Raw genomic sequence first — 16,944 nt, forward strand, 5'->3', positions numbered from 1 at the left:
CGTATTTATCAGACATGATGTGTCACTCCCTGTAGAGGGTAAACTATAGAGGTGACACAGAATTTTGAACACTACCCTCCATGCCGTAGCGGCAGCTTCAGCGCTTGATCTCTTCAACAGAAATAATCTGCTCAATCGGAAACACCGGTGGCCCATACTGGTTGTAAATGGCCACGTCGGTCGCGTCACGTCCGTAACCGGTAGCCACGTAGGCTCCCTTGCGGCCATATTGAGTGGCATCAAAGGTGTACCAGCGGCCGCCGACATAGGCTTCGAACCAGGCGTGTAAATCCATCGGCTGCAGCTCGTACAAGTAACCGACAACCTGACGGGCAGGAATACTCAGTGCCCGGCATAAAGCGATACAGAGGTGGGATAAATCCCGGCAGACACCGGACTGGCGCAGGTTGATTTCGATAGCCGATACCGGTAACGGGCTGGTGCCTGGTTCATAACGAATGGTACGGCGCACCCAGTCTTCAATCGCCGCCACCTGATCATAACCCGGCAGACAGCCTTGGGTGATTTCGGTAGCCAGTTGGTGAAAACGGTCGGATTCACAATAGCGGCTGGGCAACAGATAGTTGAGGACATCCGCTGGCAGATGCTGGATTTCCACAAAAAAGCTGCCCGGTGCTTCCTCGACATGCTCAAGGGTCATGACTTCTGCTGAGCAATACAGGGAAAACGGGCCGGGAGGCGCGATCAGTCGCTGGCAGTCGTTGCCATAGGAGTCTTTGAATTCGGTAACCGGCACGCTGGGAAGCACTTCGTATTCTTCCCGTGCGACCCATTGCTGAGAGCCCCGACGAGGGCGCAACATCAGAATAAACGGTGTGGGCACGGAAATTTCAAAGGAAAATTCACAACTGGTGCTGATCCACATTCATGCTTTTCCTGGTTGGTAGCTGAAGCGGTAACTATATGGGCAGAAGCCCTATACGCCTAGTGATATCAGGCTGTTTTCTGGACGGAGTGGGTAATTACAGCGGCCTGTTATCTGAGAACTTTTACCTCAAATCCGGCTTCGCTGAGAATATAGGCGGCGGCTTCGGCCCGGTTGTCTCCCTGTACCACGTAGATAAAATCGCGATTCAATGTGTCCAAATGGCTACGCAGGTGGGTCAGGGGGACGTTGCGAGCGCGGGAAGTGGTTTCTTTTATCAGCTCCTGGGTGGGGCGCACATCAAGCTGGATAATGCCGGTATCACTGTCTTCGATCAGTTCATTGAGTTGTTCGTTGTCGACATATTCCAGCACCGGTATTTTCAGTAAGGTATCAAAGTCAGTTTTACTGAGTACCATCACCGTGCCATTGCTGCTCATGGTAATGGTGGCACTGCGCGGCAGGTTACTGATCAGTGCATCTTCGCCGAAAAGTGTACCCGGGCCGAGTGCCGCCAGTGTTTCTTCTTGCTTGCCATTGCTTCTGGTGACAACGGCCTTGCCGTGTTTGATAACGTAACATTCATGGCCTTCATCTCCTTCCTGGATAAGTACATCCCCCAGTGTTACCGGACGTTCGTCGAAACGGGCTAATAATGTCTGGATATTGCCGGGTGGAATACGGCTGAACAGGTCGGACGTCAGCAAGGCCTCGAGCCAGTCGGTTTCTTCATCGGATGCTGCAGCCAGCGCGACGTCAATCCAGGTGTTGATTAATTGCAGGGAGCGCCTGGGCAAACGGGCAATCAGGCAATCGTCAACAACGACCGCTGAGTATTTATGAATGGAATGGTCGGCGTCGATTGCGAGGACGTTACCTTCATCCTCGCTGTGCTGGCGGGTGACATCAAAATGATCGTCGATCAGGTCGATGGAGCCCTGTAGCAAATAATGACAGTAGTCGGCTTGCTGACCGCGTTTGAACAACAAGCTGCGTGACGTCAGCCGGATCAGCTCGAAATGGGGCAGCAACTCTTCCAATGCATGTTCGGAGAGATCACCAAAAGGGATAAACCGCTGTAATTGCTCTGCACTGATCATAACCTTCCGTCCTGGGTGGGAGAGTGCCGGGTGAGCGGAGTACAGAATGTCATGAATACAGGTGTGCCCGTCAAGATAAAAAACCGCCAGTAATAAAATACAAAGGTGTTCGAGGATACCTCAAGTACGTCAGCCCCTGATTTGCGCTGTATCACAGCTCCGGTGAAGTTTTGTCGTTCACTGGTTGTTTGGGGTGTGACTGGCTTTGGGATACTCCGGCAGTGATCGCAAAGCGCATGGCATCTTCAAAGGACCAGTCAACCTGGGTCAACTCTGACTTGGGCAGAAACAGGGTGTAGCCACCAACCATATAACTCATTGGCAGATAAACCGCGACGAGGGGCTGGTCAGGGCGTGTTTGTTGTACCACCGGGGGTACCTTTTGGTTGGTGATAAAACCGACGGCAATACCTGGCCCGGGCATATCAACCAGTACGACCGGCTGTGACTGTTTTTTCTGGCCGTCAAACATACCGGCAAAGTCCTTTACTGCACCGTACAGGGTCTTGACGACAGGGAAGCGTAACAGGGTGTCTTCGAGGTATGAGTGTAACCAGCTGATCGGGTTGAACTGGATCAGTAAACCCACCACAAACAGGCTGACCAGCATCACGATCAGGCCAAAGCCGGGAATGTCTGAGTTGGCATCGCTCAATACCAGGCCGGTCAGGGATAACAGTTCAAGACCGATATTGTCGAGCCATAGCAGCGTTGACCACAGCAACCAGGCAGTGATCACCAGTGGTAATACGACGACAGATCCCTTTAATAGCACTCGAGCCAGGTATGGCATGGACGTTCCTTGATAATGGAGCCGGCTCAGAGGTCCGGTTTCCGGTGATTGAGTTTGTGTCGTAGCGCTTGGCGCTTGCGCCGGATTTTACGCTGTGTTGCCTGGGTATTGTTACTGCTCGGTACATTGACCACGAGACCAGCCACCACGTTCAACAATACGCAGCTGGCCAGAAAGATAAAGCGGGAGTCCAGGATTCACAACCGTGGACAGCCCGTAATGCGTGTACTCGTGATATGGCGTCAATCCTGCCGGTTATTTCCCCGCTGATGGGCCCCGGGAGTCCGGCGAACAGTGATCCCCCGTGCTTGCGTGAACAAAAGTCATGCTTTGGAGCAATGACTGGTTTGTGACTTCGAGAGTGGATATCAACGGGTGACAGGAGTGCCGGATGATTGCGCTTCTGGTTCTGCTTGGCCGGGATTATTCCTGCTGGCAAGCGTGCTGGATTGTATCTGAATGTAACAGAACGTGAGGAATCGCCTTGAGTCATGACGCCAGGCTTCAAGGCCGCTGGAATATTTTGTTTGTGAGTTTTTTTTGCATCGCCAGAAAGCTTGCTAACTGATTGTTCTTTAAAAGAAATTTCAAATTTCAGGTGGATTCATCAGCTTGCAATGAGAGTAGCCTATTCCTATAGTGTCACAAAGTGTCGAATTGTGGCGTATTTGAGACAAAAGTGGGAGATAGTGGGGAGTAACCGGATGGAATAAAGGCTAATATCCACTGCCCTGAATTGAGCTTTGACCAAGACATACACGAGGGTCTGTAATGACCAAAACGCCTGAAACCTGCACCGTGATGATCTGATTTTTTATGTTTCGCGGCATGCACCATATAAATCTGGATGCCAAAGGTCGTCTGGCAATCCCGGCAAAAGTACGGGAAGCCTTGGAGGAGCAGGAAGTGTCTGTTTTGGTGGTAACGGTGGACAGTCAGGATTCCTGTCTGCTGGTTTACCCGCTCGCGGAATGGGTCAAGATTGAAGCCAAGCTGGATCAACTGCCCACGTTAAACCCCGCGACCAAAAAGCTGAAACGCTTGCTGCAAGGCCACGCGACAGAATGCAGCGCCGACGGCAGCGGTCGGATCCTGATCAGCCCAGCCTGTCGTCAATACGCCGGGCTGATCAAGGAATGTGTATTGATGGGGCAAGGCAACAAGCTGGAACTCTGGGACAAGGCCCGTTGGGAGACTCAGCTGAACGATTATCTGGAACAACCCATGTCGCTGGACACCCTTCCCGACGAACTCAAGAGTCTGTCTATATGAATTTGCAAGAGCTGGCCCACGCTACCGTGTTGCTGGAACCAACCGTTGACGGTTGTTTGAACGATCCGTCCGGGGTTTATATTGATGGTACCTTTGGTCGTGGTGGGCACAGCCGGCTGTTGTTATCGAAACTGGCAGCGGATGGCCGACTGTTCGGGTTTGATAAAGACCCGCGGGCCATCGAAACCGGTGAGCAGCTGCATCAGGAAGACGAGCGTTTCAATATCGTACAAGCCTCGTTTGCGGATATGAAACAGGAGATGGCGGCTCGGGGAATCGAGCGTATCAACGGCATTCTGCTGGATTTGGGTGTTTCTTCCCCACAGCTGGATGATCCGGAACGTGGCTTCAGCTTTATGCGTGATGGCCCGCTGGATATGCGTATGAATCCGGATGCGGGCATGTCTGCCGCGGAATGGGTGGCCACCACGGACGAAAATGAAATTATCCGGGTCTTGAGAGAATACGGTGAAGAGCGTTTTGCCCGGCGTATGGCACGCGCCATTCTGGCTGCCCGGGCGACGGCACCAATTACCCGTACCCTGCAACTGGCGGAACTGATCAAGGAAGCCAACCCGGCCTGGGAACGTCACAAGCATCCAGCCACCCGTGCCTTTCAGGCGATCCGTATTGCCGTGAATAATGAACTGGGAGATCTGGAGCGGGTACTGGACGAAAGCGTCGACTTCTTGTTACCCGGTGGCCGCCTGGCGGTAATCAGCTTTCATTCGCTGGAAGATCGCATGGTGAAACGCTTTATCCGGGCACAGGAAAAAGGACGCGATGTACCTCCCGGCTTCCCGATACTGGAAGCAGACCTGGGTAAAACCATGAAACGTATTGGGAAAGCCATCATGCCCGATGATGACGAAGTGCGCAGTAATGCCCGTGCCCGCAGTGCGGTATTACGCATTGCCGAACGGTTGTCATGAACCTGGCAGTGATCCTGGTCTGGTTGGTGGTTGTGGTTTCTGCGCTGGTACAGATCGGCGTCAGCCATGGTCATCGCCAGCTGGTACAGCAATGGCAGACTCTGGATAGTCGCAGCGACGCCTTGCAGCAGGAACAGACCCGGTTGGTTCTGGAGCTGGCGGCATTGACCAGTTATGCCCGTATCGATCAGCGCGCACGACGTGAACTCAATATGATTGAACCGCAACAGGTCAGGATTCTTCCTCAATGACAGGCTTGGCGAATGATCATACTGCTCCGGGCATTATCCGCTGGCGCTTTGTATTAGTGCTGCTGGTGATGGCTGCGCTGCTGGTGATGATTCTGGTGCGGCTGATCTCGTTACATACGGTAGATCAGCCGTTTCTGTTTGAAGAAGGCGAAAAACGGATTGTCCGTGCCCAACTGCAACCTGCCCGGCGCGGCATGATTACCGACCGTTTTGGCAAGCCATTGGCGGTCAGTACTGCGGTGGTGGATATCAGCCTGAATCCACAGGTTTTTGATGTAAAACAGGCCGGTGCACTGGCTGACGTGCTGGATATGCCCGCCGCGACACTGGCAAAGGAAATTACCGAAGCCCGCCAGCGTGGGCGTGGCTTTTATTACGTCGACCGTCAGGTACAACCGGCCCAGGCCGATCGGGTTGCCGCTTTGGGGCTGGACGGGCTGCAATTTGACAGTCGGTTCCGGCGTTATTATCCCGCCGCAGAGGTGACATCGCATCTGGTGGGGATTGTTGATATCGATGGTAACGGCCAGGAAGGAATGGAGCTGGCTTATAACGATTACCTGACCGGTACTGGCGGGCGGCGTACCGTGATTCGTGACCGATACGGTCGGGTGGTAAAACAACTCGTGGTGGAGTCCGTGGCACAGCCGGGCCACGACCTGCGCTTGACCATCGACCTGCGGCTGCAATATCTGGCCTATCGTGAACTGATGGCTGCGGTGCGTCAGCACCAGGCGACGTCGGGCAGTGCGGTGTTACTGGATGCTCATAATGGCGAGGTACTGGCGCTGGTGAATCAGCCATCGTACAACCCCAATAACCGGGCCGGGCTAAAACCGGAGTTTATGCGTAACCGGGCACTGGCGGATGTGCTGGAGCCAGGTTCAACCATGAAGCCGTTTACGGTCGCGGCGGCGCTGGATTCCGGCCGCTATACTCCGGATACCCCGATTGATACCAGTCCGGGTTATTTACGTATCAAAAACAAGACCATTCGGGATCATCGTAACTATGGCGTACTGGATGTCACCGGTGTGATTACCAAGTCCAGTAACGTTGGCGTGAGCCTGATTTCAGCCGATCTTGGGGCTGACGTGCTGTTCAATATCATGCGAGCGGCCGGTCTGGGTCAGGCCAGTGGTTTGGGCTTTCCGGGTGAAAGTGTGGGCATCTTGCCTTATCCCGAACAGATGGACGACTTGCGTCTGGCCACGGTGTCGTACGGTTACGGCATGGCGGTTTCGCCGTTACAGCTGGCGCAATCCTATACCAGTTTTACCCAGCATGGCTGTCGTTTTAACGCGACCTTGCTACTGGACAATGAAGCGCGGCCTGGTTGCAAGCAGGTAATGTCGGCGGATACCGCTCGCAAGGTACTGGATATTCTCGAAACCGTGACTTCCGATATCGGCACCGGTCGACGTGCTCGTGTTGCTGGCTATCGGGTCGGCGGCAAAACAGGCACAGCCCACAAGGTTGGTGATAGTGGTTACGAGGATTCGACCTATAACGCCGTGTTTGCCGGTATTGCACCGCTGACCGACCCTGACCTGGTGCTGGTTGTTGCGATTGATGAACCCCAGGGGCGTGAATATTACGGCGGCGAAGTGGCTGCTCCGGTTTTTTCTCGCATCATGGAACAAGCGTTACGTTTGCGCCAGATTGCACCGGACGATTCGAGTGCCGCCGCCCTGATTGTTGCCGGAGACCCGAGATGAAGCTTTCCCAATTGTTGCAGGACGATCTGTTTATTCCACCGGAATGGGATCGTGAATTTGCCGATATGGTTACCGATAGCCGAGATGTTCAGGCCGGTGACTTGTTTGTTGCCCGTTCTGGAGCGGTGAGCCACGGGGCTGATTATATCAATGCTGCGATTCAGCAGGGTGCGGTTGCGGTTCTACAAGAGGCGGACGTCGGTTTTCGCTGTGAGTTTGGCCAGACCGCGGTGCCGGTTTTTTCGACACCAGAAGTGTCTGCGCAACTGGCAAGCTGGTTGTATCGGCGGTATCCGGATGCGGGCCAGTTACCGGTTCTGGCGGTCACCGGCACCAACGGCAAAAGCTCATGCGTGGCGTATATGGCCCAGCTTTCCCGGGCGCTGGGCAAGCCTTGCGGGGTGCTGGGCACCCTGGGGAATGGTATCTGGCCGGCCTTGGCTCCGACTCGTAATACCACGCCGGATTTGTCGGTGGTCTTACGGACCCTGGCCCAGACCGCGGACCAAGGCGCTGGCCGTGCGGCAATGGAAGTGTCGTCCCACGGTCTCGACCAGGGCCGTGTGGCCGGCATGCATTTCCAGGGCGCACTACTGACCAATCTGACCCAGGATCACCTGGATTATCACGGTGATATGGAGAGTTACTTCCAGTCCAAGCGCCGCTTGTTACTGGATTACAACGCCCGGTTTGTTGTGATTAATCGGGATTGCCCGTATGGACAACGCTTGCTGGCGGACCCGGAGATTCCGGGGCATCGTTTCAGTTATGGCGAGATGACGGATCAGGCGAGTACAGCACCAAGCGACGCTGGCTCTGCAGCGATTCAGTCTGTCAGTTATCGTCTGCTGACCCTGAACCGCAACGGGATGTGTGCTGAGCTAACCACCCCTTGGGGATGCCGCCAGCTGGAGTTGCCGTTATTGGGGGTGTTTAACCTCGCCAATGCAGTGGCTGCCATCACCATGTTGGCGGCGGCCGGTGACGATCTGGATGCGCTGACAGAGGCGGCCGCCGGACTGCAGCCTGTGGCTGGCCGTATGGATGTGTACGAGCCGGTCAGTGGTACTGGCCCGACGGTTATTATTGATTTTGCCCATACGCCGGATGCATTGAACAGCGTGCTGTCCTCCTTGCAGCCCTGGCAGCAACCGCTGACGCTGGTATTTGGCTGTGGTGGTGATCGAGACCGGAGCAAACGGCCCAAAATGATGGCGGTCGCCATGCAGTTTGCCGATGCCATCTGGCTGACCGATGACAACCCGCGTTTTGAAGATCCGCAGCGTATTTTTGCTGATGCACTGGCAGCTCCCGGCGCCAGTGAAGCCGGTTTGCACCTGGAGCATGACCGCACGCAGGCCATTACCCAGGCCCTGGCTGATGCGCCGGAACAGGGACTGGTGGTGATCGCAGGGAAAGGTCACGAAACCTGGCAGGAAATTGCTGGTGTCAAACATCCTTTTTGCGACGCCGATGTACTGGCGGCATTGGGGTATGTGCCGCGTAGCCCGTCTCCCAGGGGAGGGCAGCATGCGGTTTGATTTTAACCTCAGTCAGGTGGCGGCTTTATTGGGCCTGGCAACACCAGCCGTGGATGTGCGTTGTACTGGTGTCTGTACGGATACACGTCAGATCCAGTCGGGCGACTTGTATGTCGCGCTGCGGGGCGAGCATTTTGATGGTAATCGGTTTGCATCCCAGGCGTTGGCCGCTGGCGCGGTGGCCGTCTTGCTGGATGAAGCACCGCCGGAGGTCCTGGATGGCCCGTGTCTGATCTGTGCTGACGGGCTGTTGGCGTATGGTCAGATTGCAGGCTGGCAACGGGGCGCCTTTTATGGCCCGATTGTGGCGATTACCGGCAGTGCAGGTAAAACCACGACCAAGCAGCTGATGGCGAAGGTGCTTGAGCAACAATTTATTACCTGGATGACACCGGGGAATCTGAATAACCACATTGGGGTGCCCAAAACCCTGCTGGCTTTGCAACCGGAGCATGAAGCGGCGGTGGTGGAGCTGGGTGCCAGTGGCCCAGGGGAGATTGATTACACGGCCTGTCTGGTCAAACCAACCATCGGCATCATCACTAACGCGGGTGCTGCTCATCTGGAAGGGTTTGGCTCTCTGGCCGGGGTGGTGCAAACCAAAGGCGAGTTGATTGATAGCGTCGATGTTAACGGCATCGTGGTGTTGAACGCCGATGATCCGGCATTTGCACCGTGGCAAACACGAGCGGGCAATAAACAGGTTGTCTCGTTTGGTTTATCGGCCAGCGCTGATTTGTTTGCCAGCGAAGTGGCGTGCCGTGTGGGTGGCAGTGATTTTGTTGTGCATAGCCGTCATGAGGGTTGGTCGCAACATGTGTGTCTGGCTTTCCCGGGGCAGCACAATGTAAGCAATGCGCTGGCTGTTTTTGCGGCAGCCAGGGGATTGGGCATGACTCCGGCTATGATTGCCGCCGGATTGCAGGCTGCCGTGCCTGTGGCTGGTCGAATGAAGGCCGTGGCCGGGCAGAATCAATGGCAAATTATTGATGACAGTTATAACGCTAACCCGGCTTCCATTCGCGCAGCGATTGATGTAATAAGCCTCGCCTCCGGTGCCTGGTTGGTGCTGGGTGATATGGCAGAGCTGGGTGAAGAAGCGGAACAGGCGCACAGCGATATTGGTCGTTATGCACGCCAACAGGGAGTCTCGGCACTGGTTGCAACCGGGCCATTGAGTCGCTTCACTGTGGCCGCATTTGGTGATCAGGGATATTGGTTACCTGATCGGGATGGGGTGGTGGCGCTGATAAAACAAAAAATGCCCGACCAGACGACTGTTCTGGTCAAGGGTTCGCGCAGCGCTGGTATGGACTCTGTGGTCCGGGCGCTGCAACTGCATTCAGAGGAATAAGGTTTATGTTGTTGTGGCTGGGGGAATGGCTGACGCAGTGGCACTCGGGTTTTGGTGTCGTGGGTTATTTATCGTTAAGAAGTATCTTCTCCGTCATTACGGCACTGGTGGTGTCGATGGTGCTGGGGCCGGTTGTGATTCGCAAACTGCACCAATATCAGATTGGTCAGGCGATTCGTGAAGTCGGGCCAAAATCGCATTTGAGCAAGGCTGGCACACCAACGATGGGAGGCGTGCTGATTCTGCTATCGATCGCGGTCAGCACCCTGTTGTGGGGGAATCTGGAAAACCGGTTTGTCTGGGTAGTGCTGGTGTTGACGCTGATGTTTGGTGCCATTGGCTGGGTTGATGACTACCGCAAGGTGGTGGAGAAAAATTCACGAGGCTTGCCGGGGCGCTGGAAATATTTCTGGCAATCGGTGTTTGGTGTGATGGCTGCGGCGTATCTGTACTACAGCGCCCAGAGCCCGCAGGAAACCTTGTTTGTGATGCCGTTTTTCAAGGACATCATGCCGCAACTGGGACTGATGTTTGTGCTGCTGAGTTACTTCGTCATTGTTGGCTCCAGTAATGCCGTCAATCTGACCGATGGTCTGGATGGTCTGGCGATTATGCCAACGGTGATGGTCAGCGCGGCATTGGGCGTATGTGCTTACTTGGCGGGTCATGTGAACTACGCTAATTATCTGCATATCCCCTACATTGCCGGCGCTGGGGAACTGGTGGTTTTCTGTGGTGCCATGGTAGGGGCAGGGATTGGGTTCCTCTGGTTTAACACCTATCCAGCCCAGGTATTTATGGGAGACGTGGGCTCGCTGGCGCTGGGAGCTGCGTTGGGTATTGTGGCGGTGATCATTCGCATGGAAGTGGTGCTGTTTATCATGGGCGGTATTTTTGTTGCCGAAACCCTGTCGGTCATCCTGCAAGTGGGATCATTCAAAATGACGGGGAAACGCATCTTCCGTATGGCGCCCCTGCATCATCACTTTGAGTTAAAGGGGTGGCCAGAACCGCGGGTGATTGTCCGCTTCTGGATTGTCACTATTATTTTGGTGCTAGCCGGACTGGCTACCTTGAAAATTCGATAACAGGTTGTATCTATGACGCTGGCAGAAGCAGATATCAAACGCTTGATCGTCGGACTGGGAATCTCAGGCCAGGCGACGGCGCGCTATTGCCAGCGAATGGGCTGGTCGTTTGATCTGTGTGACAGCCGTACCGATTGCCCGGCAGCGAGCAGTCTGAGCACTCTTTTCCCAGCCGCGAATCTGTATCTGGGGGCGCTGGATGGTCAGCGCCTGTCTGCTTATCAGCAGATTATCGTCAGCCCGGGGGTGGCTTTGTCTGACCCTGCATTACAGCAGGCCTTGGCTGCGGGAGTGGACGTGATTGGGGATGTTGAGCTGTTTGCTCGCCAGAACCGGGTGCCGGTGATTGCGATCACTGGTTCCAACGGCAAGAGTACGGTCACTACCCTGGTCCGGGATATCTTGCGGGATGCCGGGGTTGCCGCGGAAATGGGCGGCAACATCGGGGTGCCGGTACTGGATTTATTGGCTGGGCCGCAACCGGATGTGTATGTGCTGGAACTATCGAGTTTCCAGCTGGAAACGACAGCGAGCCTGAAGGCACGAGTGGCGACCATTCTGAACCTGAGCGAAGACCATATGGATCGTTATCAGGGGATGTCGGCTTACCAACTGGCCAAGCAACGTATTTTTACTGGTTGTGAGTTGGCCGTTGTGAATCGTGATGATGCGGCCAGTAATCCGTGTGGCGAGATTATTGAAGCCGCCGGTTTCACCATCAAGGCCCCGACAGAGGATGATTTTGGCCTGCAAGCGGGCGACTGTGATGGTGTTGCTGGCGATTGGATTGTGCGTGCCGGTATGCAGCTGGTACACAGCTCGAAATTGAAAATACATGGCCGTCACAATCTGGCGAATGTGATGGCAGCGTTGGCGTTGGTCGAAACCGTTGGTGTCAGTCCGGCCCAGGCCCGTATGACGCTGAGCCGTTTTACCGGCTTGGCGCATCGCTGTGAGTGGGTTGGCGAGCATAACGGGGTGGTGTTTATCAATGACTCCAAGGGCACCAATGTTGGCTCTACACTGGCCGCGATCCAGGGCCTGACCGGTCAGGCTGGTGCGTTGTGGTTGCTGGCAGGGGGGGATGGCAAGCAACAGGACTTTCAGCCTCTGGCTCCGGCGTGTGCCACGGGGGTCGCCGGTGTGTGTTGTTTTGGTCAGGATGGTGAAGCATTGGCGGCGACGCTGTCCGACAGTTGTCCGACGTATAGCTGTCAATATCTGGCTGAGGCGTTTGCGCTGGCTGTTGCAAAGGCGCAGCCGGGCGACCGGGTACTGTTGTCGCCCGCCTGTGCCAGCCTGGATCAGTTTGCCAATTACGTGGAACGGGGCCGGCATTTTGGCGCCTTGGTCGGGAGTCTGATGGATGATTGACAGTCTGCGCTGGCAAGCCCGTGATCAACATTTTGTTCCCTGGTTGCTGCTGATGGTGCTGGGCTGGGTCATGGTGGCTTCGGCGTCTACCGGTATTGGCGAAAAACTGACCGGTAATGCGGCGTATTTTGCGATTCGTCATGGTGTGTATCTGATTCTGGGTGTGGTTGCCTTGTACGGCGCCAGCCAGATCAGTCTGGCACGCTGGCGCCAGTTTGAGTTGCCAATGCTGGCGGTGGGCTTTGCGGGCTTGTGTCTGGTGTTGGTGCCGGGGGTTGGTCATGAAGTTAACGGCAGTCGTCGTTGGCTGAATTTTGTCCTGTTCAAGTTGCAGGCGTCCGAGCTGGCCAAGCTGGCGGCCGTTTTTTATGTGGCTGGCTATCTGGTGCGGCGCTTGCCAGAAGTGCGTGAGCGTTTCTGGGGGTTTATCAAACCCTTGATTGTGCTGGTTATCATGGTGCTGTTGTTACTGATGGAACCGGATTTTGGTGCAGCGGTCGTGTTGCTGGGAGCAACCATGATCCAGCTGTTTCTCGGTGGTGTGAAAGCCGGGCAATATTTTTTATTGATGATTGGCACCGGTGCTCTGTCGGTTGTGGCATTAACGTCGGAAGAGTGGCGGGTTGCGCGCTTGATGGCGTATCTGGATCCCTGGGCACCTGAGCATGTATATGGCACCGGGTATCAGCTGACGCAGTCATTGATCGCTTTTGGTCGTGGTGAATGGTTTGGGGTCGGGTTGGGAGAAAGTGTGCAGAAACTGTTTTATTTGCCGGAAGCACACACCGACTTTGTGTTTGCCATCTGGGCTGAAGAGACAGGCTTGTTTGGTGGCCTGATGGCTATTGGCTTGCTGACTTTTCTGGTTGTACGGATTTGGCAAACCGTCTGGATTGCCCAACAGCGTGGACTGTTGTACGGCGCGTATATTGCCGCCGGTATTGGCTCGATGCTGGCACTACAGATTGTTATTAACCTGGGTGTGAATATCGGCTTGTTACCGACCAAGGGTCTGACCTTGCCATTTTTCAGTTATGGCGGCAGTAGCCTGATTCTGGCCTGTGCCATGGTTGGTATTGTTATGCGAATCAAGCACGAGGCCATGCTGATGCCTGAGCCGGAACCAAGAGATAACGGAGGTAGGGCATGAAGCCTTCAGGATCCAGTCGTAGCAAAGTGGCCCTGATTATGGCTGCTGGTACCGGGGGACATGTGTTCCCGGCATTGGCGGTTGCCCGTGCTCTGGTAGCACAAGGCTATGTGATTCACTGGCTTGGAACACCTTATGGCATGGAACAAAATCTGGTTCCTGCTGCAGGGTACCCGCTGCATGCAGTGAATATTCGAGGTTTGCGTGGCAAAGGCATCAAGGGTCTGATGATGGCCCCCTGGCGTATTGCCCTGGCAACCTGGCAGTCACGGGCGGTTATTCGTGCCATCAAGGCCGATATCGTGGTGGGGTTTGGTGGTTATATTGCCGGCCCCGGAGGGGTGGCAGCACGGCTTGCCGGAGTGCCTCTGGTGATCCATGAACAGAATGCAATTGCTGGAATGACCAACCGCTGGCTTAACCGTATCGCGCACTTGAGTTTGCAGGCCTTTCCCGGTGCTCTGGCCGGCGCGATGACAGTGGGCAATCCGGTACGTCGTGAACTGGTCGAGTTACCAGCCCGTGCCGTGCCCTTGTCTGGCCCTTTGAATATTCTGGTGGTGGGCGGCAGTCTTGGTGCGTCGGCCCTGAACGATGCCGTCCTGGCTTGTTGGCAAGCGATGCCAGCGGCTGGGCGGCCGAACTTGCGCCACCAGGTTGGCAAGCGGGATGCTGAGCGTATGCTGGCGGCGTATGCTGCCAGTGATGTGGTCGCAGACGTCTCTGCATTTATTGACGATATGGAGGCGGCTTATGGCTGGGCCGATCTGATGATTTGTCGTTCTGGTGCCTTGACGGTATCGGAAGTTGCGGCGGTCGGTAAAGCGGCGATTTTTGTGCCGTTCCCTTATGCGGTCGATGATCATCAAACCATCAATGCCGGTTATTTGGCAAACAATCAGGCCGCACTGATCTGTCAACAGAAGGATCTGACGCCAGAGTGGCTACAACAAACAATAGGCTTGCTGGATAAGGATCGTGCCCGTTTACAAGGCATGGCCGATCAAAGTCATGCACAGGCCCGGCCGGATGCAACCGCACTGGCTGTTGAACAGATTATGAGGAAAACCCGTGATTAATGCGTCTGCAGAAGCGACGCTGGCGAATGGTCCGCTGGCACATATGATTCCCGAAATGCGGCGTATTCGTTGCATTCACTTTGTGGGTATTGGTGGCACCGGGATGTGTGGTATTGCAGAAGTGCTGTTGAACCAGGGCTATACCATCACTGGTTCCGATATCCGGGCTTCCGCGGTGACCCGTCGCCTGCAAAATCTGGGGGTGACATTGTTTATTGGCCACGCCGCAGACAATGTGGCGCGCGCCGATGTGGTGGTGGTATCGTCGGCGATTGATGTCAGCAACCCGGAAGTATCGACGGCCCTGGAACAACGCAAGCCGGTCGTGCGACGGGCAGAAATGCTGGCGGAACTGATGCGTTTTCGTCATGGGGTGGCGGTTGCCGGCACTCACGGTAAAACCACCACGACCAGCTTGTTGACCAGTATTTTTGCGGAGGCCGGGCTGGACCCGACCTTTGTTATTGGTGGCAAGTTGAACAGTGCCGGTGCCAATGCCCGCTTGGGGGCCAGTCGTTACCTGATTGCCGAGGCAGATGAAAGTGATGCCAGCTTCCTGCATCTGCAGCCGATGGTGTCGATCGTTACCAATATTGATGCGGACCATATGTCGACTTATGGCGGCGACTTTGAGCGATTAAAGCAGACCTTCGTTGATTTCCTGCAAAACCTGCCATTTTATGGGTTGGCAGTGATCTGTATTGACGACGAGACAGTACGCTCCATTCTGCCTGCCATTTCCCGTCAGACCGTGACCTACGGTTTTTCCGGAGATGCCGACTATCGGGCGATCAATGTGGTTCAGCAGGGGCTGTTTACCGAGTTCACTCTGGTGCGGCCAGGGGATCGTCAGCCACTGAATATTCGTATGCGGATGCCGGGTCGGCATAACGTTCTTAATGCGCTGGCAACGGTTGCGGTTGCCGATGAAGAAGGTGTGCCTGATGAAGCAATCCGTTCGGCACTGGAGAAATTTGCCGGTGTCGGGCGGCGTTTCCAGGTCTGTGGAGAATATCCACTGGCAGGTGGCAATGTGATGATGGTGGATGACTATGGTCATCACCCCCGTGAGCTGGAAGTGACGATTGAAGCCATTCGCAAGGGTTTTCCCGACCGCCGTCTGGTGATGCTGTTTCAACCGCATCGATTTAGCCGTACGCGTGACCTGTATGAAGATTTTGTCAAAGTATTATCGACCGTGGATATCCTGTTGTTGATGGATGTTTATCCCGCTGGAGAAAAAGCAATTGCCGGTGCGGATGGCCGCTCACTCTGTGGCAGTTTGCGTCAGCGCGGAGAGGTGGATCCGGTATTTATCGAACGTGGCGAATCCCTCGAAGGGCTGTTGACGGGGGTGCTCAGAGCCGGTGACTTGTTACTGACCCAGGGGGCTGGCGACATTGGTTCCTTGTCTGCCCGGCTGGCCGAGCAATTACCTGGCTGGTTGGAGTCCATTGATCGTGCCAAAGCAAAGGGAGCGAATGAATGACAGATCGTAGCGGATTTGGTCGTGTAGCCGTTTTGATGGGCGGTGTTTCTGCTGAACGTGCCGTATCGCTACGCAGCGGTGAGGCTGTGTTGAGCGCCCTGGTCGCTGCCGGGGTGGATGCTGTTGGCGTGGATGTACAAGAAGACATTGCGGCTTGCCTGGCGCGTGAGCATTTTGATATGGCATTTATCGCATTGCATGGGCGGGGCGGCGAAGATGGTACCATTCAGGGGTTACTGGAGTGGCTCCGGATTCCCTATACCGGTAGTGGTGTTATGGCATCGGCACTGGGAATGGATAAGTGGCGCACCAAGCTGATCTGGCAGGCTGCTGGCTTGCCAACACCCGCGGCGGTGCTACTGGGGCAGCAATCTGACTGGCAACACGTCATTCAGGAATTGGGGCATGACGTCATCGTCAAGCCTGCCCATGAGGGTTCCAGCATTGGCATGCGTAAAGTACATGATGCGCAAGCCCTGCAAGACAGTTATCAATTTGCCAGTCAATACGATGCGCTGGTGCTGGCAGAACGCTGGATTACCGGGAACGAGTACACCATTGCTCTGGTGGGGGGACAGGCACTGCCTGTGATTCAGTTGAAAACGTCACATGAGTTTTATGATTATGAGGCAAAATACGAATCATTAGACACAGAATATTTATTGCCATCGGACCTGAGTGCTGAGAAAGAAGCCGAGTTGCAGCAACTGGCCATGACGGCCTTCGATCTGATTGGTTGTCAGGGCTGGGGGCGAGTGGATGTGATGGCCGATGCCGATGGCCAATTCTGGCTACTGGAAGTGAATACCAGTCCGGGTATGACGGACCATAGCCTGGTGCCAATGGCGGCCCGGGCAGTGGGGATGTCATTTACGCAATTGGTTATCCGCTTGCTGGAAGAAGTGAAGAAGCACTGA

At 55.2% G+C, this 16,944-nt stretch carries 15 protein-coding genes; 12 read left to right on the plus strand and 3 right to left on the minus strand.

The window, feature by feature from the left end:
- Positions 1-97: 97 nt before the first annotated feature.
- From Q8W22_RS13105 to Q8W22_RS13115, 3 genes are all read right to left on the minus strand, one after another.
- Positions 98-886 (minus strand): transglutaminase family protein, encoded by a 789-nt coding sequence (locus tag Q8W22_RS13105; RefSeq protein ID WP_303433060.1) that lies wholly within the window; start codon positions 884-886, stop codon positions 98-100.
- Between the two features lie 110 nt (positions 887-996).
- The gene (locus tag Q8W22_RS13110; protein WP_303433059.1) at positions 997-1,986 is read right to left on the minus strand and encodes a cyclic nucleotide-binding domain-containing protein; all 990 of its coding nucleotides are present in this window, start codon (positions 1,984-1,986) and stop codon (positions 997-999) included.
- Between the two features lie 151 nt (positions 1,987-2,137).
- Entirely contained in the window at positions 2,138-2,779 is a 642-nt protein-coding gene (locus tag Q8W22_RS13115) for a DUF502 domain-containing protein (protein ID WP_303433057.1), read from the minus strand.
- A gap of 828 nt (positions 2,780-3,607) precedes the next feature.
- Between Q8W22_RS13115 and mraZ the strand changes: the two genes are divergently transcribed.
- Genes mraZ through Q8W22_RS13175 form a run of 12 tightly spaced genes read left to right on the plus strand, consistent with a single transcriptional unit; the run spans position 3,608 to position 16,944 of the window.
- Positions 3,608-4,051, plus strand: a complete 444-nt coding sequence (gene mraZ / locus Q8W22_RS13120; RefSeq protein ID WP_303433055.1) for a division/cell wall cluster transcriptional repressor MraZ — start codon at positions 3,608-3,610, stop codon at positions 4,049-4,051.
- The gene (gene rsmH / locus Q8W22_RS13125) at positions 4,048-4,983 is read left to right on the plus strand and encodes a 16S rRNA (cytosine(1402)-N(4))-methyltransferase RsmH (protein ID WP_303433053.1); all 936 of its coding nucleotides are present in this window, start codon (positions 4,048-4,050) and stop codon (positions 4,981-4,983) included. The genes mraZ and rsmH overlap by 4 nt, the downstream gene beginning before the upstream one ends.
- Positions 4,980-5,234 (plus strand): cell division protein FtsL, encoded by a 255-nt coding sequence (ftsL, locus tag Q8W22_RS13130; protein ID WP_305414978.1) that lies wholly within the window; start codon positions 4,980-4,982, stop codon positions 5,232-5,234. Before rsmH ends, ftsL begins: the two co-directional genes overlap by 4 nt.
- Positions 5,231-6,952: a penicillin-binding protein 2 gene (locus Q8W22_RS13135; protein ID WP_305452622.1), complete on the plus strand. Its 1,722-nt coding sequence runs from the start codon at positions 5,231-5,233 to the stop codon at positions 6,950-6,952. The genes ftsL and Q8W22_RS13135 overlap by 4 nt, the downstream gene beginning before the upstream one ends.
- Positions 6,949-8,493, plus strand: coding sequence for a UDP-N-acetylmuramoyl-L-alanyl-D-glutamate--2,6-diaminopimelate ligase (locus tag Q8W22_RS13140; RefSeq protein WP_305452623.1), 1,545 nt, complete (start codon positions 6,949-6,951; stop codon positions 8,491-8,493). Before Q8W22_RS13135 ends, Q8W22_RS13140 begins: the two co-directional genes overlap by 4 nt.
- Positions 8,483-9,847, plus strand: coding sequence for a UDP-N-acetylmuramoyl-tripeptide--D-alanyl-D-alanine ligase (murF, locus tag Q8W22_RS13145; RefSeq protein WP_305452625.1), 1,365 nt, complete (start codon positions 8,483-8,485; stop codon positions 9,845-9,847). Before Q8W22_RS13140 ends, murF begins: the two co-directional genes overlap by 11 nt.
- A gap of 5 nt (positions 9,848-9,852) precedes the next feature.
- Positions 9,853-10,935, plus strand: a complete 1,083-nt coding sequence (mraY, locus tag Q8W22_RS13150; RefSeq protein ID WP_303433047.1) for a phospho-N-acetylmuramoyl-pentapeptide-transferase — start codon at positions 9,853-9,855, stop codon at positions 10,933-10,935.
- A 12-nt stretch (positions 10,936-10,947) separates the two neighbouring features.
- Positions 10,948-12,309: a UDP-N-acetylmuramoyl-L-alanine--D-glutamate ligase gene (gene murD / locus Q8W22_RS13155; RefSeq protein WP_305452626.1), complete on the plus strand. Its 1,362-nt coding sequence runs from the start codon at positions 10,948-10,950 to the stop codon at positions 12,307-12,309.
- On the plus strand, positions 12,302-13,459 hold the full coding sequence (gene ftsW / locus Q8W22_RS13160; RefSeq protein WP_303433045.1) for a putative lipid II flippase FtsW: 1,158 nt from the start codon (positions 12,302-12,304) through the stop codon (positions 13,457-13,459). The genes murD and ftsW overlap by 8 nt, the downstream gene beginning before the upstream one ends.
- Complete coding sequence (gene murG / locus Q8W22_RS13165; RefSeq protein WP_305452627.1) at positions 13,456-14,538, plus strand: undecaprenyldiphospho-muramoylpentapeptide beta-N-acetylglucosaminyltransferase; 1,083 nt, start codon at positions 13,456-13,458, stop codon at positions 14,536-14,538. Before ftsW ends, murG begins: the two co-directional genes overlap by 4 nt.
- A 43-nt stretch (positions 14,539-14,581) precedes the next feature.
- The gene (murC, locus tag Q8W22_RS13170; RefSeq protein ID WP_303433088.1) at positions 14,582-16,027 is read left to right on the plus strand and encodes a UDP-N-acetylmuramate--L-alanine ligase; all 1,446 of its coding nucleotides are present in this window, start codon (positions 14,582-14,584) and stop codon (positions 16,025-16,027) included.
- Positions 16,024-16,944, plus strand: coding sequence for a D-alanine--D-alanine ligase (locus Q8W22_RS13175; protein ID WP_303433042.1), 921 nt, complete (start codon positions 16,024-16,026; stop codon positions 16,942-16,944). Before murC ends, Q8W22_RS13175 begins: the two co-directional genes overlap by 4 nt.

The organism is Oceanobacter sp. 1_MG-2023, from assembly GCF_030689025.1.
In the GTDB taxonomy this organism is placed as follows: Bacteria; Pseudomonadota; Gammaproteobacteria; order Pseudomonadales; family Oceanobacteraceae; genus Oceanobacter.

Bases quoted from the DNA above. Each gene is read 5' to 3' on its own strand.
- Q8W22_RS13105 (WP_303433060.1), bottom strand. From the start codon at position 886: ATGTGGATCAGCACCAGTTGTGAATTTTCCTTTGAAATTTCCGTGCCC.
- Q8W22_RS13110 (WP_303433059.1), bottom strand. From the start codon at position 1,986: ATGATCAGTGCAGAGCAATTACAGCGGTTTATCCCTTTTGGTGATCTC.
- Q8W22_RS13115 (WP_303433057.1), bottom strand. From the start codon at position 2,779: ATGCCATACCTGGCTCGAGTGCTATTAAAGGGATCTGTCGTCGTATTA.
- mraZ (WP_303433055.1), top strand. From the start codon at position 3,608: ATGCACCATATAAATCTGGATGCCAAAGGTCGTCTGGCAATCCCGGCA.
- rsmH (WP_303433053.1), top strand. From the start codon at position 4,048: ATGAATTTGCAAGAGCTGGCCCACGCTACCGTGTTGCTGGAACCAACC.
- ftsL (WP_305414978.1), top strand. From the start codon at position 4,980: ATGAACCTGGCAGTGATCCTGGTCTGGTTGGTGGTTGTGGTTTCTGCG.
- Q8W22_RS13135 (WP_305452622.1), top strand. From the start codon at position 5,231: ATGACAGGCTTGGCGAATGATCATACTGCTCCGGGCATTATCCGCTGG.
- Q8W22_RS13140 (WP_305452623.1), top strand. From the start codon at position 6,949: ATGAAGCTTTCCCAATTGTTGCAGGACGATCTGTTTATTCCACCGGAA.
- murF (WP_305452625.1), top strand. From the start codon at position 8,483: ATGCGGTTTGATTTTAACCTCAGTCAGGTGGCGGCTTTATTGGGCCTG.
- mraY (WP_303433047.1), top strand. From the start codon at position 9,853: ATGTTGTTGTGGCTGGGGGAATGGCTGACGCAGTGGCACTCGGGTTTT.
- murD (WP_305452626.1), top strand. From the start codon at position 10,948: ATGACGCTGGCAGAAGCAGATATCAAACGCTTGATCGTCGGACTGGGA.
- ftsW (WP_303433045.1), top strand. From the start codon at position 12,302: ATGATTGACAGTCTGCGCTGGCAAGCCCGTGATCAACATTTTGTTCCC.
- murG (WP_305452627.1), top strand. From the start codon at position 13,456: ATGAAGCCTTCAGGATCCAGTCGTAGCAAAGTGGCCCTGATTATGGCT.
- murC (WP_303433088.1), top strand. From the start codon at position 14,582: ATGATTCCCGAAATGCGGCGTATTCGTTGCATTCACTTTGTGGGTATT.
- Q8W22_RS13175 (WP_303433042.1), top strand. From the start codon at position 16,024: ATGACAGATCGTAGCGGATTTGGTCGTGTAGCCGTTTTGATGGGCGGT.